The following is a 21,996-nucleotide window of genomic DNA, read 5'->3' as shown; positions in this document are numbered from 1 at the left end:
CTCGGTGAAGTCCTGCGCACGCTAGTGACGCGGAGTCGGCGGCACTCAACGGCTGAGCCCGAGGGGGCAGGCGTGGCCCGGATCCGGCGAAGAAGCCGGGGTCCGGGCCACACCCGGTGCGCCGGTGCCGTTTCCCGTGGGAGGAAACGATTCCGGTGAGACGCCCTCCGCCCATCTCCCGAATCCACCGGTTCGGACCGGTGCGGCCGCGGATGCCGCTGTGCTCACGCCGTCAGGCGGCCCGCGACGTCGGCGATCAGGGCGAGCCGGTCGCGCTGGGGCTGGATGAGGTTTTCGAGCTGCACGCTCGCCCCGTCCCGGATATCGGCGTTGAGCGGATCAGTGGCGTCGTCCTCGACGCGGCCGATGTGCCACTCCTCGATGTTGTCGATACCCAGCTCGACGCTCAGCTGTTTGCGAAGCTCGGTCAGCTCACCGCAGCTGTAGGTCAGCTCGGCGCCGACAGTGACCAGTTTGCGGGCGTGGACGTGCTCCCAGTTCTCCACGATGGGCCTCGCGTGGTCATGGGCATCGAGCAGGCGCTTGACCGCGACTTCCCAGCTGTGCGGTGGGTCGTCGAGGTCCGACCAGGCCTGGCCGATCCGGGCGAAGGCCTCGGCGACCTCGGGCCAGGCCGACGCGGCGGCGCGCAGCACCGGCGTGGCCTCACGCCGGTAGACCGCCTTCGCCCACAACGCGCGAGCCACGTCGAACTCGTCGCAGACCAGGCGCCGCCGCTCGTCATCGGTGTCGCCGCGCTCGGGCATGGCCGGTTCCGGTTCGTCGCCGGTGAACTCGGCGAAGTGGAACTTCACCCGATCGACGGGCTGCCCACCGGCCGTCATCCGGGTGGCCTTGATGAACTTGTCGTGGTGCGCGATCGGGGAGTCGTCGCCCGCTTCGGCCAGCACGACTTCCTTCGGCTGCCGCGCTTCCCACGCGGCTTTCTCCGCTCGCACCGCTTCGAGGACCTGCTCGGCCTCGAGGGCGTGGCGGGCCGCCAGATCCTTGGCGCTCGGCGGGGCCAGCTCGGCCATCAGCGCCGTGATCTCGGGCGGCAGCCCGACGTGCCGTGTTCCGTCCGCGTGGAGGTAGGAGCCCTCGACATCCGGCTCGAAAGCGCTGCGGCGGTCGTGGAGGAGCACGCTCGTCAGAGTGGGAGCGTGCTGCTGCCACGCGGCGTGGCACCGCGTTGCCTCGTCGGGGTCGGTGAAACAGCAATACGCGACGTTTCGCCCTTCGGCACCAGGCTCGAGGGAGTCGTCGCGGACGCGCACGGAGGAATACGGGCCGTAGGGCATCAGCGCTGCGATGTCGTCGCGGGCGCGCCGCGAAGATCGGGAGGCGCGGCGCCGGGGCCACAGTCTCATCGTCGGAACCCTCCTTCCGGCGTGCAGTAGTGCTCCAGACCACACCGCAGGACTCCCCGAATCAAGATCAATCGGCTCGTGTCGCCACCAAAACGACCGAATTCTGCCGATCGCACCAGTCGGGCCAGGTCGTGTGCCGACCGTGCCGACGAGGTTCTGCGACGCTCGGCGCAAGCGTTTGCGACCACTGCGTCGGCACGCTTCGCGGTCCGGCTTCAGCGGCGGCCAAAAGCACCTGACCTGCAGCGGGCCGCGTGCTAGCTTCGCGAACGTGACCACACTCGAACTCGCCGGTGTTTTCGTCGGACGGCCCGCCGTGCTCGGGCAGCGACGGGAGCGCCCGGTGCTCAGCGCGATCGTCAAGGACCGCGTGGCCGCGCGCGAGCTGGAGCTCACGCGGCTGAACCTCGACGGCGATGAGCAGGCCGACCTGCGCGTGCACGGCGCGATCGACAAAGCCGTTTACGTCTACCCCGCGCAGCACTACGCGGCGTGGGCGGCCGATGGGTTCGACGTCGAGCTCGGGACGTTCGGGGAGAACCTCGCGGTGAGCGGCGCGGACGAGACGCGCGTGCGAATCGGCGATGTCTGGGAGTGGGGCGACGCGCGGCTGCAGGTGTCGCAGCCGCGGCAGCCGTGTTTCAAGCTGGCCATGCGGACGGGACGCAAGGACCTCGTGCCGGCGATGATCGACTCCGGGCGGTGCGGCTGGTACCTGCGGGTGCTGCGGCCGGGTCGCGTACCGACGTCCGGGGCCGTGCGCGTGGTCGAGTCCGACGCCCAGGCGCCGACCGTGGCCGAGGTGCACCTGATCGCGTTCGCCAATTTCGCGCAGCTCGAGCCGCGCATCGCGGAAGCGGGAGTCCAACGCGCGGAGAAGATCCTGGCGACGCCGGCGCTTTCGTCGTCGTACTCGGGCGGCATCCGCTCGTCGGTGAAGCGCTGGCGGATGCGCAACGCGGGCTGAAAAAGGGCCCCTCCCCTGAGAACCCAGGGAAGGGGCCCTTCGGCAAAGAACTACTTCCAGTCCACCTGCGGGGAGCGGTAGAAGTCGATCCCCTGCGCCACCCAGCGCGGCGCCTGCTTCGCCAGCCGGACGCGGTAGGTGTCCCAGTCGCGTCCGGACTGCTGCGACCAGCCGATCTCGGCCAGGCCAGGCAGGCGCGGGAACGCCATGTACTCGATGTTGTCGTTGGTGCGGATGGTCTCCGTCCAGAGTGGAGCCTCGACACCGGAGACGGAGCTCTCGCCGACGCCCGGCACGAGCGTCGCGGGATCCCAGTCGTAGGAGTCCTTGACCTCCACGAGACCGGCCCAGTCCTGGCCCAGCGGCGTGTCCTCGGTGTACTTCATGTCGAGGTACGCGTGGTTCGACGGCGCCATCAGCACCTTGCCGCCGCGCGCGGCGAACGCGGCGAGGTCGGGGTTCGCGCCGCCCTGGTCCCAGTACTCCGGCATGGCCGTGGCGGGCAGGTCCGACTTCGTGATCTCGTGCCAGCCCGTGATGAGCTTGCCGTACTTCGCGACGAGCGGGTTCACCTTGGCGTAGAAGGCTTTGTAGTCCGGGTCGGACGTCGAGTGTGCCTCGTCGCCGCCGATGCCGAGGTACTTGCCGGGCGTGATGGCGGCCAGCTCGCGGATCACGTCTTCCACGAACTTGTACGTCGTCGGCGAGTCGATGCACAGCGAGCTGTAGCCGACCTCGGTGTCGGTGCGCGGCGGGACCGCGACGCCGTCGCAGTTGAGCTCCGCGTACACCGACTGGGCCGCGTTCGTGTGACCGGGCATGTCGATCTCCGGCACGATCGTGATGTGCCGCGACGCCGCGTAGGCGACGATGTCCTTGTACTGCGCCTGCGTGTAGTAGCCGCCGGGGTCGCCGTCCGCGGCGCCCTTGCCGCCCTCGGTCGCCAGGCGCGGCCAGCTCTTGATCTCGATGCGCCAGCCCTGGTCGTCGGCCAGGTGCAGGTGCAGCGTGTTGATCTTGTACTGCGCCAGCTGGTCGATGTACGTCTTCACCTGCGCCGGGTTGAAGAAGTGCCGCGCGACGTCGAGCATCGCGCCGCGCGTGCCGAAGCGCGGGTAGTCGAGCACGGTGCCGCCCGCGATCGTCCACTTGCGGAACTGCACGCTCTTCGCCTCGATCGCCGACGGCAGCAGCTGCCGCAGCGACTGCACACCCTCGAACAGGCCGTCGGCGGTGTTGGCCTTCAGCGTCACGCCCGATTTCGCCACGGACAGCTGGTAACCCTCGGTGCCCACGCGGCTGTCGGCGTGACCAAGGTCGAGCGAGATGGCGGGCAGGCCGGCGTTCACCGGCACGACCGGCAGCGGGTATCCGGTGGCGGGGCGCAGCAGGCCGCGCAGGTAGTCGGCCACCTGGTTCGTGCCCTTGCCCGCGCGGATCACGGTCAGCGGGGACAGTGTGAAGTTCGCCTTCGGGTCGGCCTTGGCCTGCACGGGCAGTGGGACGATGTCGGTGACGCTGCGTTCGGGTGCGGCGGTCGCGGCCGTCGCCGACGCCGGCAGGCCGAGCGCCGCGAGGCTCAGCACGGTCGCCCCCAGCACGGCTCTGGACAAGCTCTTCCTCACGGACTACCTCCGGTCGGGGAGAAGACAGACCTTAAGAGGTATAGACCACTAGGCAGGCCGCGGACAACAGCCGAAAGGATCGCCCGGACCTCCCGCACCCGGTTGCCCGCCCGTCACGCCCGTCACGCCCGTCGCGAACGGTTCGGCGCGGCCGGCCACGCGACGTCGTCGATCGCCAGCCACGGCGCCACCGCGACGGCCGCGGGCGTCAGTCCCGAAAACGCCCTCACCTCGTGGTGCAGGTGCGACTGGTCGGAGAACCCGCTCTCCGCGGCAACCTCGGCAGGCGCCCGCCCCGACGCCAGCAAATGCGCGGCATGGTCGAACCGCACCAGGCGAGCGGCGCGTTTCGGCGTGATGCCGAGCTGCGTCCGGAACCGCGCCCACAGCCGTTTGCGGCTCCACCCGACCTCGTCCGCCAGCCCCTCGACACGCGCGAGCCCCCGAGCCGCCAACGTCTGCCGCCAGCTCTGGGCCACCTCCGGATCGACGCGGCGGGACCCCAGCCGCCGCCTCAGCAACTCGGCCGCGAGTGCGAACCGGTCGTCCCACGACGCCGCCGCGCGCAGCCGATCCTCCCAGCGCACGGCGTCGCGGCCCACGACGTCCTCGAGCGAGACCGCCCCACTCAGCGTGTCCCCGAGCACCGCCGCGGCCACGGCCGGGTCGAGCCGGATCTGCAAGCACTCGCCGATCCGGCCGGCGGCCCGAAGCTCGCCGGGACACAGCCCGACGACGACGCTGCCGCGCCCACGCCGTCCGAAAGCCTCGTAGCCGAGGCCGTCGCTCAGGTCCACGAGCACCGTGACGGCCGGGTGCGCCACCATCGTGATGTCGACGGGCGCCGGCACCGCCTGCCGGAACCCGGCCATGCGGATGCCCGGCAGCCGTCGCGTCGGGCCCGCGATGTCCACGCCCGTCCAGTCGAAGGCCTGCACGTGACCACGCTAGGCGTCGCGGGTCACAGGCGGGTTGCCGCGAAGGCCAGCAGCAGCTCGCCGGTCTTCGCGGGCTCCTCGACGAGCGGCACGTGCCCGACGCCCGGCAGGTACTCGACGCGCGCCACGGCGTCGTAGTCGTGCGCCGACGACGGGTCCCACCGCGGGTCCGCCGCGCCGAAGACCACCAGCGCCGGCACGTCGAGCGCGGCCAGCCGCTCGGACATGGTCCGCTCGGCGAGGTACGCGCCGTTGTGGTGCAGCACCTGCCGGAACGCGCGATAGGTGGTCCCGCGAAGTTCGGTGACCATGTCGTCCGGGATGGCCACGGGGCGGGCCATCGTCGCCCCGATTCCGCGTCGGATGACCGCGTCCGAACGCCTCCGCCACAACAATGGGCCGAACGGCGGCGCCAGCAGCAGCCGCAGGATGAGCGGCTGCGGCAGGAGTGCGTCGAGCCGCGGGCCGGTGCTGATCAACGCGAGCGAGCCCACCAGGTCGGGCCGCTGTTCCGCGAGCGAGGTGGCGACGTAGCCGCCGCTCGAATGCCCGGCGACGTCTACGCGGGCGAGGCCCAGCTCGTCGAGCACCGCCGCCAGCCGGCTCGCCTGCCGCGGCACGGCGAACGACGGTGGTGGCGTCGAGCGCCCGCAGCCGGGCAGATCGACGCGGATGACGTGGTGGTGCTCGGCCAACGCCGGCACCACCTTGCTCCAGGAGCCGCTCGTGGCTCCCGAGCCGTGGATGAGCAGCAGCGGCGGCGCGTCGGCCGGGCCGTCGTGGACCACGTGGAGGTAGTCGTTCATGCCGGCGACGATGCGCCCGCGCACCGCCGCCCGTCTTGGAGAAATGTCAGCGCTGCAGCACGGCCCGCAGGGCGTCGAGCACCGCCGGGTCCTCGATCGTCGAGGGCACCGGCTCCTCGCGCCGGTTGGCGATCCCGCGCATGGTCTTGCGCAGGATCTTCCCCGAACGCGTCTTCGGCAGCGCCTCGACCACGGCGACGTCGCGGAACGCCGCCACCGGCCCGACGTCGCGGCGCACCACGGCCACGAGCTCGTCGCGCAGCTGCCCTTCGTCGACGTCCACGCCCGCCTTCAGCACGACGAACCCGCGCGGCACCTGGCCTTTGAGCTCGTCGGCGACCCCGATCACCGCGCACTCCGCCACGGCCGGGTGCGACGCGAGCGCGGCCTCCATCGATCCCGTCGACAGGCGGTGGCCGGCCACGTTGATCACGTCGTCGGTGCGGCCCATCACGAAGAGGTAGCCGTCTTCGTCGAGGTAACCGGAGTCGCCGGTGAGGTAGTAGCCGGGGAAGCGCGACAGGTAGGCCTCGCGGTAGCGCTCGTCGTCGCCCCACAACGTCGGCAGTGAGCCGGGCGGCAGCGGCAGCTTGATCACGATCGCGCCTTCGCGGCCGGCGGGCAGCTCGTCGCCGCCCTGGTCGAGCACCCGCACGTCCCAGCCCGGCACGGGCTTCGTCGCCGACCCGGGCTTCACGGGCATCGGCTCGAGGCCGCGCGGGTTGGCGGCGATCGGCCAGCCCGTTTCCGTCTGCCACCAGTGGTCGATCACGGGCGTGCCGAGGATGTCGCTCGCCCAGTGGTAGGTCTCGGGGTCGAGGCGCTCGCCGGCCATGAAGAGCGTGCGGAACTTGGCCAGGTCGTACTTCTTGAGCTCCGCCGCGCCCGGGTCGATCTTCTTCACCGCGCGCAACGCCGTCGGCGCGGTGAACAGCGCCTCCACGCCGTGCTCGGCGATGACGCGCCAGAACGCGCCAGCGTCGGGCGTGCCGACGGGCTTGCCTTCGTACAGGACGGTTGTCGCCCCGATCAGCAGCGGTGCGTAGACGATGTAGGAGTGCCCGACGACCCACCCGACGTCGGACGCCGTCCACCACGTGTCGCCCGCGTGGACGTCGTAGACCGCACCCATCGACCAGGCCAGGGCGACGGCGTGGCCGCCCGCGTCGCGCACCACGCCCTTCGGCTTCCCGGTGGTGCCGGACGTGTAGAGGATGTAGAGCGGATCCGTCGCCTTCACCGGCACGGGATCGGCCGGCTGCGCGGTCTCGACGAGGTCCACCCAGTCCAGGTCCGTGCCCGAGAGCTCCGCGGGCGCCTGCTCGCGCTGGAACACCACGACGTGGTCGGGCTGGTGCTCGGTCAGCTCCAGCGCCGCGTCGATGATCGGCTTGTACTCGACCACCCGCGTCGGCTCGATCCCGCACGACGCGGCGAGCACGAGCTTGGGCTTCGCGTCCTCGATGCGCGCCGCCAGCTCCTTCGGCGCGAAACCGCCGAACACCACCGAGTGCACCGCCCCGATCCGCGCGCACGCCAGCATCGCGACGACCGCCTCGGGGATCATCGGCAGGTACAGGATCACGCGGTCGCCCCGCGTCACGCCGAGCGCCTTGAGGGCCCCCGCGAACACCGCCACCTCGTCGCGCAGCTCGGCGTAGGTGTAGCGCCGCTTCTGCCCCGTGACCGGGGAGTCCCAGATCAACGCGGGCTGTCCGCCGCGGCCGCCGTCGGCGTGGCGGTCGAGCGCGTTGTACGCCGTGTTCAGCTCGCCGTCGGGGAACCAGCGGTAGAAGGGTTCCCGTGAGGCGTCCAGGGCCTTCGTCGGTGGCTTCGTCCAGTCGATCGCCCTCGCCGCGTCCAGCCAGAATCCCTCGGGATCGTCCAGGCTGCGCCGGTAGGTCTCGGAATAAGCGCCCACGGTGTCTCCCTCGACAGCGTCACTCGATCCGGTCGGCCGGACCCGTCACTCATGATGGCCCTGGCGAGGGTGTCGCGCAGGTTTCACGACGGTCACGACCCACTGACCCGGCAACCCCGCGAAGGTGGCGTGCGTCCTAAGCTGGACTACGGAGTTCGGCCGCGTGGCGGTACCACGTGACCACCGAGAGTGAGGGGAACCAGGCGGTGAGCGGATTCGCGAGCGCGCTGCTCTCGTTCGCCCACACCCTGTTCGGCCCGGGGTTCTGCCCGGGTGACTGGGTTTGGGCGACGACCACAGCCGGTGCGCTCGTCGCGCTGTTCCCCGCGCTGGGGGCGCTGGTGGTGGCCATCGTCCGCAAGGGCACGGGCAACCGCTACGACGCGACGACGCTCACCGTGTTCGGGTTGATCGGCGTGGTCACCGTGCTGGTGCTGCCGTGGCTGCTGTCCAACGGCATCTCCGAGACGTTCCGTGCGATCAACGCTGGTGGCAGCGGCGGTCTGTCGCACGCCGAAGCCGCGTCGCTGAGCACCAACTACTGCTTCGCCGGCGTGCAGAAGACGTACCTGGGTGGGGGCAGCAACGTCTACGAGGCGCTGTTCTACAACCAGGGCCTCAAGCTGTCGTTCGGGATCTACCTGCTCGCGTTCACGGTGCTGCCCGCGGGCTCGCTGCTGTTCGTGATGCTGCAGGCGCGCACGGCGTTCCGGCGCGGGCCGAAGTGGCCGTCGCGGTTCTTCTGGATCCCGTTCGTGGTGATGGCGGTGGCGAGCGTCGGGATGACGGCCAACGTGGCCGTGCACTTCTGGCTCGGGTTCCTGCCGTTCAGCGTGCTGGGGTTGATCCCCGTCGGCCTGGTCGGGCCGCCGCCGTGGTCGGTGATCAACCGGCCGGAGCCGCGTCCGGAGCCGCGGCGGGAGCCGGAGCGTCCGGAGGTTTCGCAGGCCGCGCCGCGTCCGCAGCTGCCGCCGCCCCCGCCGCCTCCGATGAACAAGCCGTACCCGGCCACAGCGCTGGCTTCCGCACCCGAGCCCGGGTTGCTGGCCGCCGCTCCCGGTGCGGTCCCACCGCCACCCGGCTCGCGCGGCGCGGGCGGGAGTCGTTATCGACGCGTCCGCCGGCTCGGTCACGGCGGTTTCGGCACGGTCTGGGAAGCGGTCGACACGCAGCTCAACCGCACCGTCGCGCTGAAGATCGCGCACGCCCCCGACCGCGACACCGAGGAGCGCATGCAGCGCGAGGCTCGCGCGCTGGCCGCGGTGAACCACCCGAACTGCGTGAAGGTGTACGACCTCGTCGAGGAGCCCGACGGCCTCGCGCTCGTGATGGAGTATCTGGAGGGCCGCCCGCTCGCCGAGGTCGTCGACGGCCAGGGCCCCCTTGACGACGTCGCCGCCGGCCGCCTCTGGTCCACGATGGCCGGCGCCCTCGTCGCGGCCCACGAGAAGGGCGTGCTGCACCGCGACATCAAGCCGTCCAACATCGTCCTCGACCCGGCCGGTCTGGCGCACCTCATCGACTTCGGCATCGCCCGCAGCCAGGGCGACTCCAAGATGACCGCCACCGGCATGATGATCGGCACGCCCGACTTCGTCGCCCCGGAACAGGCCATGGGCGCGCAAGCCAGCCCGGCCTCCGACGCCTGGCAGCTCGCGGCGACCATCAGCTATGCGTTGACCGGCCAGCCTCCGCGCGGAACTCGGGAGACGCCGATGGCGGCCCTGATGGCGGCTGCGCGGGCGGAGCCTGTGTCCCGGCTGCCGGTGCGGTCTGCGCACGCGCGGATCTTGGGTGCTTCGCTGGATCCGGAACCGCGTCGTCGTCCGACGTTGAACGCGGTGCGCCGGGAGGTGGAGGGCTGGCTGTCGCGTGCCGGGAAGTCTCCGGACGGCCCGGTGACGCAGATCGTCCCGCGGCGGCTGCACCGCTGATATTCGGTGGCGGTGGGTGGGATGATCGGGGCATGACGCTTCGAAAGGGCCATGGCGCGTAGACCGCCTGCCGCCGTCCGGGCCGGTTTGCCCGTGCGATCTCGTCCGTGTCACCGGTTCTCCACGATTCCCGGGTTACCGCGCTGGGTTTTGCTCGACGTGCACCGCGTCGAAGCGACGGTGCTGCATCCCGGCGACGTCGCCGCCGCGCTCCGCGGTCTGCGACGGCATGTCCACAACCCCTGGCGCCTCGAGGTGCACCGCGTCGACGACTGCCCCTGCGGGGAGAACCTGATCCGCTGGACGCTGGAATCGGCCCTCCAAGCCCTGCCGCGCCCCAGCCGCGCCGCCCTGCGCTCACTCATCAGACCGCTCGACGCCGAGCTGCGCCGCCGGACCGTGCTCGACTACTCGGCCCCGCCTGAGTGGCCCTGGTGGCGGCGGCGCAGGCCCCGCGGGACGCGTGGTCATGGCGCGTAGACCACCGGCGTCCGTCCGGGCCGGCCTGCCGGTCAGACCGCGCAGCGGCCGGCAGTTCTCGACGATCCCCGGGTTGCCGCCCTGGGTTCTTGCCGACGTCCATCGCGTTGAGGCGAGGGAATTGCGTCCCGGCGCAGTCGGCCGGGCCGTTCGTGACCTGCGGGGTTACGCACGCGACGCCCACCGCAACGGCTCGTCCGAGACCCTCGGCTGCCCCTGCTGCGAGCCCGGGACCCGGTGGACGCTGGAGGAGGCGCTGCGCGCGTTGCCGCCGCGCAGCCGAGCCGCACTGCGGGCAGTGCTGCGACCGATCGACGACGAGGTCCGGCGCAAAACCCTGCCAAACCCGACCGCACCGCCGGACCGGCCGTGGTGGGAGCGGCGTATCGCCTATCCGGCGTCCGGGAGAAAGGGCCATGGCGCGTGAGCCACCATCTGCCGTCCGCGCTCGCCTGCGGGTCACAGCGCTGTCCCGTCACGTGGGCGCAGCCGCGGATCGTCGCGGTGGGACCGCTGCTGCGTGAGCTGCTGGAGTACCTCACGGGCAACCCCGAGCCGGACGCCCGTGAACGCGCCGAGGCCGTGGTGTTCGACGTGCTGGAGCCGGTGGACGTCGCGCCGATCGTGGTGCCGTCGCCGGAGGATCCGCGGGCGCGTGACGTGGAGGCGATGGTGCTCGCCGATCCCGCCGACCGACGCGGGCTGGCCGAGCTGGGCCGCGCCGTCGGAGCGAGCGAGCGGACGCTGGCGCGTGCGTTCGTGCGCGACTGCCGCGTGACGTTCGGGACCTGGCGCACGCAGGCGCGGCTGCGGGCGTCGCTGCCGTTGCTCGCCGAAGGCCTGCCGATGACGACCGTCGCGCACCGGGTGGGGTACGCGACGGCGAGCGCGTTCGTCGCGGCGTTCCGGCGCGCCGTCGGGGTGCCGCCAGGCGCCTACTTCACCGCCACGAAGGCAACCACATCTCCGCGTTCCATTGCGCGGTCGTGATCGGCACCCCGTTGAGGATCGGCCACAGCCACACGAAGTTCGCCACCACGAGTCCCGTGTAGAGCGCCACGACGAGCAGCCCGGTGCCCCGGCGCTCGAACCCGCGCCGGGCGCCGCCGAGGATCTGGCCCAGCACCAGTACGAGGCCGAGCACCAGGAACGGCGCCATCGGCGTGGCGTAGAAGAAGTACATCTGCCGGTCGATGTTCGTGAACCACGGGAGCAGTCCGGCGAAGTAGGCCGTGAGCACGGCGGCGTAGCGCCAGTCGGCGCGGAAAATCCAGCGCCACAGGCCCCAGCCGAGCATCGGCAGCGCGAGCCACCACATCGCGGGCGTGCCGATCAGCATCGTCGCGCCGACGCAGCGCGACTCGCCGCAACCGGTGACGGCGCCGTCGTAGTAGTAGAGCATCGGGCGCAGGCCCATGGGCCACGTCCACGGCTTCGACTCCCACGGGTGCGGGTTGTCCTTGGGGGTCAGCAGCGTCTCGTGGAAGTGCAGGACGTTGAGCGTGTAGTCGCCGAGTGAGCGCAACGCGGGCGGCACCCAGGCGAACAGGCCGGGGTCGATGTCCTTGATCTCGGTGTAGTGCCGGTCGGTGGCCGTCTCGCTGGCGAACCACGCCCAGAACGCGGCCAAGTACATCAGCAGCGGGATCGCGACGATCGCCCACAACGCCGGCGCGACGTCCCGCCGGATCGTCCCCATCCACGGCCGCTCGACACCCGCCGCCCGCCGCGCCGCGACGTCGAAGAACACCGTGAGCAGCCCGAACGCCGCGATGTAGTACAGCGCCGACCACTTCACGCCGAACGTCAGCCCGATCATCAGGCCCGCGGCGAAGCGCCACCAGCGAAACCCGAGCTTGGGCCCCCACACCGACTCGTTGGCCCAGCCCTCACGCACCGCGACCGCCAGCCGCTGCCGCACCTGGTCGCGGTCGCACAGCACACACGCGAACGCCGCCAGCACGAACAGCGCGATGAAGATGTCGAGCATCCCCATGCGCGACTGCAGGTGCAGCACGCCGTCGCTGATCACGAGGACGCCCGCGATGCCACCGAGCAGCGTCGAGCGCGTGAGCCGCCGCGCGATGCGGATGGTGAGCAGGATGATCAGCGTGCCCGCGAGCGCCGGCATGATGCGCCAGCCCCAGCCGTTGTATCCGAACAGCCACTCGCCGATCGCGATGAAGTCCTTCGCCAGCGGCGGGTGCACGATGAGCTCGTAGCCGGCGTTGTCCTCGTACCCGCCGTTGCGCAGCATCTGAGCCGCCTGGGGCACGTAGTGCTTCTCGTCGAACACCGGCGTGCCGTGATCGGTGGGCACCCCGAGGTTCTGCAGGCGCACGACGCCGCCGATCACCGTGAGGATCAGCGTGACGAGCCAGCCGCGCAAGCGGTCGCTCGGCATGCCACGGCCCAGCAGCGTGGCCACGCGGTCGGTCGGCGGACGCAGCGCGTCGACCGGGTCCGGCCGCACGCTCTCGTCGTCGGGACGGGTCAGCAGCGCGGTCACGGGGCCTGATACTACGACCCCGGCCGTTAGGCTCACGTGCATGTCCACTCCGCCCGGCCGGCTCGTCCTGGCCGCCACCCCCCTCGGCGACCCGGGCGACGCGTCGGCCCGCCTGGTCAGCGCCTTGGGCTCCGCCGACGTCATCGCCGCAGAAGACACCCGCCGCCTGCGCTCGCTGGCTTCCGCCCTGGGCGCCACCGTTTCCGGCCGCGTGGTGTCGTTCTACGAGGACGTGGAGACTTCGCGCCTGCCCCAACTGCTGGAATCACTGCACTCGGGGTCGACGGTGCTGCTGGTCACGGACGCCGGCATGCCGTCGGTCTCGGACCCTGGTTTCCGCCTGGTCGCCGCTTGCGTCGAGGCGGACATCCCGGTGACCTGTCTGCCTGGCCCTTCTGCGGTGACGACTGCGTTGGCTTTGTCCGGTTTGCCGTGTGACCGGTTTTGTTTTGAGGGCTTCGCGCCGCGCAAACCGGGGGAGCGTTCGCGGTGGTTCACTTCGCTGGCGTCGGAGCCGCGGACGGTGGTGTTCTTCGAGTCGCCGCACCGCGTGGGTTCTCTTTTGGCTGATGCTGCCGCGGCTTTGGGGCCTTCTCGCCGGGCTGCGGTGTGTCGTGAACTGACGAAGACGTACGAAGAGGTCAAACGGGGCACTCTCGGTGAGTTGGCTGAGTGGGCGGCGGATGGGGTGCGGGGTGAGATCACCGTGGTGCTTGAGGGGGCTGTGGCGCCGGAGGTGTCGGTTTCGGACCTCGTGGGCGAAGTTTCCGCCCGGGTGGCGGCCGGGGAGCGGCTGAAGGTGGTGGCGGCCGAGGTGGCGGAGGGGGCTGGGGTGTCTAAAAAGGACCTGTATGACGCTGTGGTCGCTTCTCGGAAGTGACGTCGGTCGAGCGGCGATCGGCTTCGTTCCCAGTGGCTCGCGGGCAGGTTATGGACTAGTTCACGGCGTGCGGGGAGGTTCGTTGACCGACGTCGATGCTATGGCGCGCCTCCTGCGTGATCGGTATGGGAATGCCGGCGTCGTCGGCCTGTCAGATGCCGAGGTCGAAGAGGTCAGGCGCGATCAGAGCGTCGCCGAGCTTCCGCGCGAGTGGCGGAGGTTCCTGTCCCTCATGGGGCGTCGAGCCGGCGGATTGTTGTTCGAGGACGCCGATCTGTTCTATCCGCACATCCTCGGCATCAAGAGACAAGCGCTTGACGAGCTCCCGTCGCTTCGCGGTCGGGTCGCGCGTGCCGATGACCTCGTTGTGGTCGGGACGTGCCGGGATTGCGAGTTCTACGTCGTTGGAGGCCCGCACGCGGCCGGCTCGGAAGTTGTCCGGTACATCAAAGGTGAAGAGGCGCCGTCCTATGGGTGGCCGTCGTTCACGGCGTTGCTGCGGGACGAAATCGACCGCGTGTTTCGGGCCGAAGCCGGTCTTGGTCGAAGTGCCGATGAAGACGGGAAGCTCGAAGGTCGACTGGCCAAAGGCTTCGGTCGTTGGCGGCAAAAGGGCCAGTTGTGACCGGCGCCGGTCAGCTGAGTAACGCGGACACCGCAGCCCGCGCCTTCTCTGCGTCGGGTTCTTCGCCGGTGATCACGTCCGTGTAGATGAAGGACTCGCCGAGGCGGACGAGGACGTAGGCGAGGTCCGGCAGCGGCAATGGGGGAGTCAACCGGCCTGCTGAGGTTTCCGTTGTCAGGAGGTCGAGGAGTTGAGCGATGGTTCGCGACTGGACCACGCTCGCCTTGGTGGTCAAAAGTCGCAACGCCCGTTCCGGTTCACGCTGCAAGAAGGCGCGGAAGGCCGGCGACGAGTTGACCGTCGAAACAAACGAACCGATGGCATCCGCCACTCCGGCCCCGCCGCGGCCGGTGAAGGTGACGGCGTTGAACACCAGGGAAGTCTCGGCCCACAAGATCTCCGCCAGCAGGTGGTCGCGGCTGCCGACCCAGCGGTGGAGGGTGGCGCGGGAGACGCCGAGCGCCAGGGCCAGTTCGCGCATGTCGACGCGGCGGCCCGCGGCGAACCACGAGCGCGCCAGGGCAAACGCGGAAGCCGCGTCCGGGCGGGAGGGGAAGGGCGTGTCGATGAGGTGAGACGTTACCACGGAGTGTCGCACCGATGAGACATCTGGCAGAATGTCTCATCACCCGACGACGAAAGAAGAAGCCATGCGTGCTGTGCAGGTGACCGAGTTCGGCGGTCCCGAGGTCCTCACCCCGGTCGAGCTGCCGGAGCCGACGCCCCAAACCGGGCAGGTGCTGATCGACGTGGATCGCGTCGGGGTGAACTACGCGGATACGCATCAGGCGGAGAACTCGTATCTGGCGCCGAGCAAGTTGCCGCTGGTGCCGGGCGGCGAGGTGGTCGGGCGGACGCAGGACGGGAAGCGGGTCGTCGCGCTGCTCAACGGTGGGGGTGGGTACGCGGAGAAGGCCGTCGCCGAGGAGGCGATGGCGTTCGAGGTGCCCGAGGGCGTCGATGATCTCAACGCGCTGTCCATGCTGGTCCAGGGTGCGACCGCGTGGATCCTGCTGCGCAAGAACGCCCACCTGCAGCCCGGTGAGTCCGTGGTCGTCCACGCGGCGGCGGGCGGGGTCGGGTCGATCGCGGTGCAGTTGGCGAAGGTGTGGGGCGCGGGGCGGGTCATCGCGACGGCCAGCAGCGAGGAGAAGCGTGACCTCGCACTGGAGCTCGGCGCCGACGTCGCGGTCGACTCCCGAGCCGAGAACATGACCGAGACGCTCATGCAGGCCAACGGCGGCAAGCGCATCGACATCGTCCTCGACATGGTCGGCGGCACGACCACGGATCAGAGCATCGCGGCGCTGGCCCCGTTCGGCCGTCTCGCGTTCTACGGCATGGCCGGCCGCCAGCAGCCCAAGCCTGTCGAGCTGCGCAACCTGCTCGGCCACAGCACCACCGTCACCGGCATGTGGCTGCCACACGTCTTCCGCCTGCCCGGCAACGTCTTCGGCACCGCCCTGACTGAGCTCTTCACCCTGATTCAGGACGGCAAGCTCAAAGCCATCGCCGGCGGCGAGTACGCCCTCGCCGACGCCCGCGCGGCCCACGAAGCCCTCCGCTCCCGCGGCACGGTCGGTAAGCTCCTGCTGGATCCCCGCAAGTGAGCTAAACCGCAGGTGGAGTGGCCAGGAGAGCTTCCAGAGGCGCAGCCTTGTGAAGACACTCCTGCCACTCCGCCGCGCTGTCCGAGTCGGCCGTGATACCGCCGCCGACGCCGAGGGAGATCTGCCCGGACGGCGAAATCTCGAAGGTGCGGATGGCGACGTTCAGCTCGAGCCCGGCCACCGGAGACAGCATCCCGACTGCGCCCGTGTAGACGCCGCGCGCTGCCGGTTCCAGCAAAGTGATCTCGTCCAGAGCCCGGATCTTCGGCGCCCCCGTGACTGAGCCTGGCGGGAAAGTCGCGGCCAACAAAGCAGAGTCCGAAACACCGGATGGCAACACGCCCTCCACTGTGGACGCCAGATGCCACACCCCGGGCGCCGGCGACACCGTCAGCAACGACGGCACCACTACGCTCCCGACCGCGCACACCCGCCCCAGGTCGTTGCGCACCAGGTCGGTGATCATCACGTTCTCGGCGACGTCCTTGGCCGACTGCCGCAGCAGCAGGGCGTTGCCGTCGTCAGCCGGGCCCCGACGCGGCAAAGTCCCCTTGATCGGCACGGAAACAACCTGCCGTCCGTGCCGTGCCAGGAACAGCTCGGGCGACAGTGACACCACGGAACCCCAGTCGCCGGCAACAAAAGCTGCCCGCGTAGGCGACAACCGGCGTACGCCCTCCGCGAACAAAGCTGCGGCAGAGCCCGAAAAAGTTCCCGTGAACCGCGTGCAGATGTTCGCCTGAAAAAGCTCCCCGGCCTCAATCGCGGAAACGCACGACTTCACCGCCTGCTCATGCGAAGCAGCCGAAGGGCGCTCCAACGTGGAAGCCGCCCACGACAGCGAAGCAGGCCCGCCCAACGCCTGCTCCACAGTGGACAACAACGGCGCAGGATCATCCGCCAACGACTCGAACCAGCAGTCGCCGGAAAGATCCCACCGCAGCACGTGATCCGCCCACCCCCACGCAGAAGCAGGCACCCCCGTGGAGCGGCCAGAAGGATCCGCCGAGTCGTAAGACAGATACCCGAACCACCCACCCCCGACGCCCCCCGCCGGTGCATCAAGAGAGAACCCCACCGGAAACGGAGAAGAAGACACCCCCACAAACGGCGCCACCACCGCCGCGGACCCGAACCACGACCCGCACAACGCCGCCGGCTCCGGAAACCCCCGCGAAGCAGCAAACGCGGACAACAGCACCACGGCCCGTGAAGGTGTCACGTCCGTCGCCAGCCGCTGTCGGGAGAAGCGCACCCACACATCTTGCCAAGCGCCCCCGGCAAGAAATTCAAAGCAGTACGTCAGACATCGTGAATGGATAGACCACAGCGTCCTGCGCCACCGGTCCCGCCACGCCCGGCAGCGCGGAGAACGCGTGCTGGTGCAACCCCAGTCGCGCGTGGAACCAGCCGGCGCGGCCGGGGATGCCGTTGTGGCGCACGAGCCAGAGCACCACGTCGGGGTCGGCCCAGCGGTCGGGGTGCAGGCGGTGGGCCCAGCAGTCGTGGCCGGCGTACACGAGCACGCGGCGGATCCGGGCCGCGTGGCGCACGTGCTTGATCCACGCCTTCACGAACCGATCGTCGACACTCAAGGCGTCGACCTCCAGAGCGGGCGCCAACGACCCGGGCGCGAAAGCCCCGAGCTTGCTCGCCGTCCGCACGAAGTGGTCGGCCTGGTCGTGCACGGCGCCCGGCCGCGCGAAGTGGCGCGCGCCCGTGTGGAGGCCGGCGTGCTGGGCCGCGGTGAGCATCCGTTCGGCGCCCGGGTCGCGCCAGTTCACGTTCTCGCTGATCGTGACCGACGCGAAGCGGACGTCGGCGGCGCGCACCGCCGCCCAATCGAGCACCTGCTCGCGATGGGTGAGGGTGAGCCCACGCTCGCTCTCCGGTTCGGTCACGCTGCGCCAGCCCCACGTCCGGTGAAGTGAAAGGCCACCCTACGTCGGCAAACGCGACGCCGCACCGAAGAAACCCCGGCGTGTCCAGCCTCCGATCAGGCGTTTTCCCGCTGGAACGTGCGTGTGCCCCACCAGATCGCGAGCACGGCCATCACGAGCACCACCACGCTGCCCGTGAACAACGCGTCCATGGAGTAGTCGCCGCGGAAGCTGTTGCGCTCCACGTCCACCACGTGCCGGAACGGGTTGATCTGCGAAATCGTGTACAGCCACTTCGGCGCCAGCCCGGCCGTGATCGGGATGAGGATCCCGGACAGCAGGAGCAGCGGCATGAGCACGGCGTTGAGCAGCGCGGGGAACGACTCCTCGCTCTTCAACGTGAGCGCCAGCGCGTACGAGCACGAGGCCAGCGTCAACGCCAGCAGGAACACGATCAGCAGGCTCAGCAGCACCCCGCCCACCGGCGCGTCGAGGTCGAACACCAGGTACGCGAGCACGATGATCAGCACCGACTGCACCACCGCCTGCAACGCGTTGGCCAGCACCTTCCCGAGCAGCAGCGCGGCGCGGCTCACCGGCGTGACGCGCAGCCGCTCGACCACGCCGGAGCGGTAGTCGGCCAGCAGCGAGAACCCGACGAACGAGCTGCCGAACAGCGCCAGCTGCGCGATGAGCGCGGGCGTGAGCACCATCCAGCCGTCGACGTCGGACATCCCCTGCGCGTTGAGCGTCTTCACGAGCAACGGCCCGAAGAAGAACAGGTACAACAGCGGCTGCATGATCCCGATCAGCAGCCACGCGGGATTGCGCAGCGCCGCGGTCATGTCGCGGCGGAAGATCAGCCACGTGTCAAGCAACACCGGACACCTCCGGGGAACTCGGCTGCTCGGCGTCGCGCAGGGTCCGGCCGGTCAGCGTGAGGAACACGTCGTCGAGTGTCGGGCGCGTGACCTGCATGGACTCCATCACGATGCCCTTCGCGTCGAGCGCGCGCAGCAGCTCCGGCATGGCCGTGTCGCCGCGCGGCACGCGGAAGCGGATCAACCCGTCCGCCACGTCGAACTCGTGCGCACCCGCCAGCTGCCGGGCGACGTCGGCGGCCTCCGTCGTCACGGCCGGGTCGACGCCGATGACCACGCCGTCGCCGGAAACCCGGGACTTCAGCGAATCGGGCGTGCCCTCGGCGACGATCCGGCCGTCGTCGATCACGATCAGCCGGTCGGCCAAAGCGTCGGCCTCGTCGAGGTAGTGCGTGGTCAGGAAGATCGTCACGCCGTGCTCCGCGCGCAGCCGGCGGATGTGGTCCCACAGGTTCGCGCGGCTCTGCGGGTCGAGCCCGGTCGAGGGCTCGTCGAGGAACACGAGGCCCGGGTTGTGCACGAGCCCGAGCACGATGTCGAGCCGGCGCCGCTGACCCCCGGACAGCGTCTTCGTGAGCCTCTGGTCCAGCCCCGCGAGGTCGAGCTGCTCGCTCAGCACCGCGCCGCGCGCGATCGCGTCGGCCTTCGACATGCCGTAGAGCCGGCCCTGCAGCTCGATCTCCTCGGCGACGCGCACCTCCGGCGACGCGCCCCCGCCCTGCGCGACGTAGCCGATGTTGCGCCGGACCCCCAGCGGATCGGCGAGCAGGTCGTGCCCGCCGACGGTCGCCGTCCCGGCCGACGGTTTCAGCAGCGTGGTGAGCATGCGCAGGGTCGTCGTCTTGCCCGCCCCGTTCGGGCCGAGGAACCCCACCAGCTCGCCGGCCTCCACGTCGAGGTCGACCCCCTTCACGGCGTGCACTTCACCGCCGCCTCGGCCCTTGCGGCGAAACCGCCGCTCGAGACCGCGTGCCGTGATCATGAAGAACCCCTCTCCTCCCAGAGATCAACTAGTCAAAGTTGACTAATCGAAGAGCACACAGTGCCGGAGTCGCGAACGCTAGTCAAATTTGATTACTCCGAGAGCTTGCGGAACAACGGTTGGGCGTCGTCAGCCATCACGTACTCGCCCTTCTCCAGGCGCTCGATCAGGTTCTCCAGCCACGTGTGGCTCGCCCCCGCGATGCCCGCCCGCAGCCGGAACAGCTCCACGACGTGCGCCGGCTGGCCCCAGTCGGCCTGATCGTCGAGCATCAGCCGCGCCCGCCGTTCCTCACCTTCGAGGTGCACGAGCCGCTGCCGCAACAGGCTGATCGCGTGCTGGCGGGGCAGCGCGGGCATGAGCCCGATGCCGGCCGACATCTCCGGATGACCCACCTCGGGATCGGACAACGCCCGGGTCAGCAGCAGCTGGAACTCCTGCTCGCCGTCGTCGGTGAGCCGGTAGGCGACGCGGTCGGGCCCCGAGTCGCCCGGCTCGACGTCCACCTTCTCCAACAGGTTCTCGGCCGTCATCTTCTTCAGCGCGTGGTAGATCGAACCCGGCTGGACGTTCGCCCACTTCTCCGCCGACCACGTGAGCAGCTCCCGGCGCACCTGGTAGCCGTGCGCCCGGCCGAACATGCGCACGACCCCGAGCACGAGCAGACGCGTCGCCGACACCGCTTCTCCCTTCGCGTACCGCCCACAAACGCCTTGGACGGTTTCCGTAGGCTAAACAGGTATGAGCACCTCTGTGTTGACAGCGGTGGCCTGGCCCTACGCCAACGGCCCCCGCCACATCGGCCACGTATCCGGATTCGGCGTCCCGTCCGACGTCTTCTCCCGTTACCAGCGAATGGCCGGCAACCGGGTGCTCATGGTGTCCGGGACCGACGAGCACGGCACTCCGATCACCGTCCAGGCCGACAACGAGGGCCTCACCCCGCAGCAGACCGCCGACAAGTACACCCGTCAGATCGACGAGGACCTGCGCGGTCTCGGCCTGTCCTACGACCTGTTCACGCGCACGTCCACCGGCAACCACGCCGAGGTCACGCAGCAGATCTTCCTCGCGCTCAACCGCAACGGGTATGTGGTCCCGAAGACCACGCGCGGCGCGATCAGCCCGTCGACCGGGCGCACGCTGCCCGACCGCTACGTCGAGGGCACCTGCCCGATCTGCGGTTACGAGTTCGCGCGTGGCGACCAGTGCGACAACTGCGGCAACCAGCTCGACGCCGCCGAGCTGATCAACCCGCACTCGCGCATCAACGGCGAGACGCCGAAGTTCGTCGAGACCGAGCACTACTTCCTCGACCTGCCGGCGTTCACCAAGACGCTCGGCGACTGGCTGTCGACGAAGAACGACTGGCGCCCGAACGTCCTCAACTTCACCAAGAACCTCATCGACGACATGCGGCCGCGCCCGATCACGCGTGACCTCGACTGGGGCGTGAAGATCCCGCTCGACGGCTGGCGCGACCAGTCGATGAAGCGCTTCTACGTGTGGTTCGACGCCGTGATCGGCTACTTCTCCGCCAGCGTCGAGTGGGCGCGGCGCACCGGCAACCCAGACGCGTGGCAGGAGTGGTGGAACAACGCCGACGCGCGCTCCTACTACTTCATGGGCAAGGACAACATCACCTTCCACGCCCAGATCTGGCCGGCGCTGTTGCTCGGCCACAACGGCGAGGGCGACCACGGCGGCCAGGCGGGCAAGTACGGCAAGCTGCACCTGCCGGACGAGATCGTGTCCAGCGAGTTCCTCACCATGAGCGGCTCGAAGTTCTCCACCTCGCGCGGCACGGTCATCTACGTGCACGACTTCCTGCGCGAGTTCGGCCCCGACGCGCTGCGCTACTTCATCTCCGTGGCGGGCCCGGAGACGCAGGACACCGACTTCACGTGGGACGAGTTCGTCCGCCGCACCAACTTCGAGCTGGCCAACGAGTGGGGCAACCTCGTGAACCGCTCGATCTCGATGGCGCACAAGAACGTCGGCGCCATCCCGCGGCCCGACGCGCCCACGGCGGCCGACGAGGAGCTGAAGGCGTTGTCGCGCAAGGCGTTCGACGTCGCCGGCGCCCACCTGGGCCGCTCGCGCTTCAAGGCGGCGGCGTCGGAGGCGATGCGCGTGGTCACGGCCGCCAACCGGTACCTGTCGGACCAGGAGCCGTGGAAGCTCAAGGACGATCCCGCGCGCCGCGACAGCGTGCTGCACACCGCGTTGCAGGTGGTCAGCGACGCGAACACGCTGCTCACGCCGTTCCTGCCGCACTCGGCGCAGAAGGTGCACGAGGCGCTCGGCGGCACCGGCGTGTGGGCCGCGCAGCCGGAGCTGCAGGAGGTCGAGGACCTCGACATCCCGGGCCGGATCAACCCGATCCTCACCGGTGACTACGCGGGCGAGCAGGCCAAGTGGGAGTCGCGGCCGATCGAGGTCGGTCGTCCCCTGCAGAAGCCGACGCCGCTGTTCACCAAGCTCGACCCGAAGCTCGGTGAAGACGGCCCCGACTGGGCGCCGATCGTCAAGTAAGTATGACTAGCTGGCCAAAACCAGCCGACGTTGACAACCACTGCGCGAGATCG

At 70.0% G+C, this 21,996-nt stretch carries 19 protein-coding genes and 1 pseudogene; 8 read left to right on the top strand and 12 right to left on the bottom strand.

Annotation, left to right across the window (positions count from 1 at the left end; translation table 11 throughout):
* Positions 1-224: 224 nt before the first annotated feature.
* Positions 225-1,370: a hypothetical protein gene (locus AB0M56_RS30365; protein WP_364182062.1), complete on the bottom strand. Its 1,146-nt coding sequence runs from the start codon at positions 1,368-1,370 to the stop codon at positions 225-227.
* Between the two features lie 271 nt (positions 1,371-1,641).
* Between AB0M56_RS30365 and AB0M56_RS30360 the strand changes: the two genes are divergently transcribed.
* The gene (locus tag AB0M56_RS30360) at positions 1,642-2,337 is read left to right on the top strand and encodes an MOSC domain-containing protein (RefSeq protein WP_364182060.1); all 696 of its coding nucleotides are present in this window, start codon (positions 1,642-1,644) and stop codon (positions 2,335-2,337) included.
* 50 nt (positions 2,338-2,387) lie between these two features.
* Here AB0M56_RS30360 and AB0M56_RS30355 read toward each other — a convergent pair whose 3' ends face one another.
* From AB0M56_RS30355 to AB0M56_RS30340, 4 genes are all read right to left on the bottom strand, one after another.
* Positions 2,388-3,962 (bottom strand): beta-N-acetylhexosaminidase, encoded by a 1,575-nt coding sequence (locus AB0M56_RS30355; protein ID WP_364182058.1) that lies wholly within the window; start codon positions 3,960-3,962, stop codon positions 2,388-2,390.
* Positions 3,963-4,084: 122 nt separating this feature from the next.
* On the bottom strand, positions 4,085-4,900 hold the full coding sequence (locus AB0M56_RS30350; protein WP_364182055.1) for a helix-turn-helix domain-containing protein: 816 nt from the start codon (positions 4,898-4,900) through the stop codon (positions 4,085-4,087).
* 23 nt (positions 4,901-4,923) lie between these two features.
* Positions 4,924-5,706, bottom strand: coding sequence for an alpha/beta fold hydrolase (locus AB0M56_RS30345; protein ID WP_364182052.1), 783 nt, complete (start codon positions 5,704-5,706; stop codon positions 4,924-4,926).
* A gap of 46 nt (positions 5,707-5,752) precedes the next feature.
* The gene (locus tag AB0M56_RS30340; protein ID WP_364182050.1) at positions 5,753-7,627 is read right to left on the bottom strand and encodes a propionyl-CoA synthetase; all 1,875 of its coding nucleotides are present in this window, start codon (positions 7,625-7,627) and stop codon (positions 5,753-5,755) included.
* A gap of 206 nt (positions 7,628-7,833) precedes the next feature.
* Between AB0M56_RS30340 and AB0M56_RS30335 the strand changes: the two genes are divergently transcribed.
* The 3 genes and pseudogenes from AB0M56_RS30335 to AB0M56_RS30325 form a co-directional block, all read left to right on the top strand.
* Positions 7,834-9,561, top strand: a complete 1,728-nt coding sequence (locus tag AB0M56_RS30335) for a serine/threonine-protein kinase (protein WP_364182047.1) — start codon at positions 7,834-7,836, stop codon at positions 9,559-9,561.
* A gap of 150 nt (positions 9,562-9,711) precedes the next feature.
* Positions 9,712-10,041: a hypothetical protein gene (locus tag AB0M56_RS30330; RefSeq protein WP_364182045.1), complete on the top strand. Its 330-nt coding sequence runs from the start codon at positions 9,712-9,714 to the stop codon at positions 10,039-10,041.
* Between the two features lie 465 nt (positions 10,042-10,506).
* A pseudogene (locus AB0M56_RS30325) lies at positions 10,507-11,031 on the top strand (AraC family transcriptional regulator); the annotation flags it as partial.
* Here AB0M56_RS30325 and AB0M56_RS30320 read toward each other — a convergent pair.
* Positions 10,982-12,550 (bottom strand): phospholipid carrier-dependent glycosyltransferase, encoded by a 1,569-nt coding sequence (locus tag AB0M56_RS30320; protein WP_364182043.1) that lies wholly within the window; start codon positions 12,548-12,550, stop codon positions 10,982-10,984. The pseudogene AB0M56_RS30325 and the gene AB0M56_RS30320 sit on opposite strands and share 50 nt — an antisense overlap.
* A gap of 40 nt (positions 12,551-12,590) precedes the next feature.
* Between AB0M56_RS30320 and rsmI the strand changes: the two genes are divergently transcribed.
* The gene (gene rsmI, locus AB0M56_RS30315) at positions 12,591-13,430 is read left to right on the top strand and encodes a 16S rRNA (cytidine(1402)-2'-O)-methyltransferase (protein ID WP_364182040.1); all 840 of its coding nucleotides are present in this window, start codon (positions 12,591-12,593) and stop codon (positions 13,428-13,430) included.
* Positions 13,431-13,512: 82 nt separating this feature from the next.
* The gene (locus tag AB0M56_RS30310; protein ID WP_364182037.1) at positions 13,513-14,055 is read left to right on the top strand and encodes a hypothetical protein; all 543 of its coding nucleotides are present in this window, start codon (positions 13,513-13,515) and stop codon (positions 14,053-14,055) included.
* A gap of 10 nt (positions 14,056-14,065) precedes the next feature.
* Here the strand turns inward: AB0M56_RS30310 and AB0M56_RS30305 are convergent, their stop codons facing one another.
* Positions 14,066-14,536, bottom strand: coding sequence for a QsdR family transcriptional regulator (locus tag AB0M56_RS30305; protein WP_364182035.1), 471 nt, complete (start codon positions 14,534-14,536; stop codon positions 14,066-14,068).
* A gap of 169 nt (positions 14,537-14,705) precedes the next feature.
* Between AB0M56_RS30305 and AB0M56_RS30300 the strand changes: the two genes are divergently transcribed.
* The gene (locus AB0M56_RS30300; RefSeq protein ID WP_364182032.1) at positions 14,706-15,665 is read left to right on the top strand and encodes an NADPH:quinone oxidoreductase family protein; all 960 of its coding nucleotides are present in this window, start codon (positions 14,706-14,708) and stop codon (positions 15,663-15,665) included.
* A 1-nt stretch (position 15,666) separates the two neighbouring features.
* On the opposite strand, the gene AB0M56_RS30295 is transcribed toward AB0M56_RS30300, so the two are convergent.
* The 5 genes from AB0M56_RS30295 to AB0M56_RS30275 all read right to left on the bottom strand — a co-directional run bounded on the left by AB0M56_RS30295 (position 15,667) and on the right by AB0M56_RS30275 (position 20,088).
* Positions 15,667-16,920: an aminodeoxychorismate synthase component I gene (locus tag AB0M56_RS30295; RefSeq protein ID WP_364182029.1), complete on the bottom strand. Its 1,254-nt coding sequence runs from the start codon at positions 16,918-16,920 to the stop codon at positions 15,667-15,669.
* A gap of 34 nt (positions 16,921-16,954) precedes the next feature.
* Complete coding sequence (locus tag AB0M56_RS30290; RefSeq protein ID WP_364182027.1) at positions 16,955-17,566, bottom strand: GH25 family lysozyme; 612 nt, start codon at positions 17,564-17,566, stop codon at positions 16,955-16,957.
* A 95-nt stretch (positions 17,567-17,661) separates the two neighbouring features.
* Complete coding sequence (locus AB0M56_RS30285) at positions 17,662-18,426, bottom strand: ABC transporter permease (protein WP_364182024.1); 765 nt, start codon at positions 18,424-18,426, stop codon at positions 17,662-17,664.
* The gene (locus tag AB0M56_RS30280; RefSeq protein ID WP_220244328.1) at positions 18,416-19,408 is read right to left on the bottom strand and encodes an ATP-binding cassette domain-containing protein; all 993 of its coding nucleotides are present in this window, start codon (positions 19,406-19,408) and stop codon (positions 18,416-18,418) included. Before AB0M56_RS30280 ends, AB0M56_RS30285 begins: the two co-directional genes overlap by 11 nt.
* 92 nt (positions 19,409-19,500) lie before the next feature.
* On the bottom strand, positions 19,501-20,088 hold the full coding sequence (locus AB0M56_RS30275) for a helix-turn-helix transcriptional regulator (RefSeq protein WP_364182021.1): 588 nt from the start codon (positions 20,086-20,088) through the stop codon (positions 19,501-19,503).
* A gap of 61 nt (positions 20,089-20,149) precedes the next feature.
* On the opposite strand from AB0M56_RS30275, the gene metG reads away from it, so the two are divergent.
* Positions 20,150-21,943: a methionine--tRNA ligase gene (gene metG / locus AB0M56_RS30270; RefSeq protein ID WP_354875078.1), complete on the top strand. Its 1,794-nt coding sequence runs from the start codon at positions 20,150-20,152 to the stop codon at positions 21,941-21,943.
* Positions 21,944-21,996 lie beyond the last annotated feature (53 nt).

Source organism: Amycolatopsis sp. NPDC051372, from assembly GCF_040682095.1.
Lineage (GTDB): Bacteria > Actinomycetota > Actinomycetes > Mycobacteriales > Pseudonocardiaceae > Amycolatopsis.
The sequence above is the reverse complement of the archived record's forward strand: the minus strand, read 5'-3'. Positions and strand labels throughout refer to the sequence as shown.

What these genes read in the sequence shown, in the direction of transcription:
- AB0M56_RS30365 (WP_364182062.1), bottom strand. Translation starts at nt 1,370, where the DNA reads ATGAGACTGTGGCCCCGGCGCCGCGCCTCCCGATCTTCGCGGCGCGCC.
- rsmI (WP_364182040.1), top strand. Translation starts at nt 12,591, where the DNA reads ATGTCCACTCCGCCCGGCCGGCTCGTCCTGGCCGCCACCCCCCTCGGC.
- AB0M56_RS30345 (WP_364182052.1), bottom strand. Translation starts at nt 5,706, where the DNA reads ATGAACGACTACCTCCACGTGGTCCACGACGGCCCGGCCGACGCGCCG.
- AB0M56_RS30280 (WP_220244328.1), bottom strand. Translation starts at nt 19,408, where the DNA reads ATGATCACGGCACGCGGTCTCGAGCGGCGGTTTCGCCGCAAGGGCCGA.
- AB0M56_RS30305 (WP_364182035.1), bottom strand. Translation starts at nt 14,536, where the DNA reads ATGCGCGAACTGGCCCTGGCGCTCGGCGTCTCCCGCGCCACCCTCCAC.
- AB0M56_RS30300 (WP_364182032.1), top strand. Translation starts at nt 14,706, where the DNA reads ATGCGTGCTGTGCAGGTGACCGAGTTCGGCGGTCCCGAGGTCCTCACC.
- metG (WP_354875078.1), top strand. Translation starts at nt 20,150, where the DNA reads ATGAGCACCTCTGTGTTGACAGCGGTGGCCTGGCCCTACGCCAACGGC.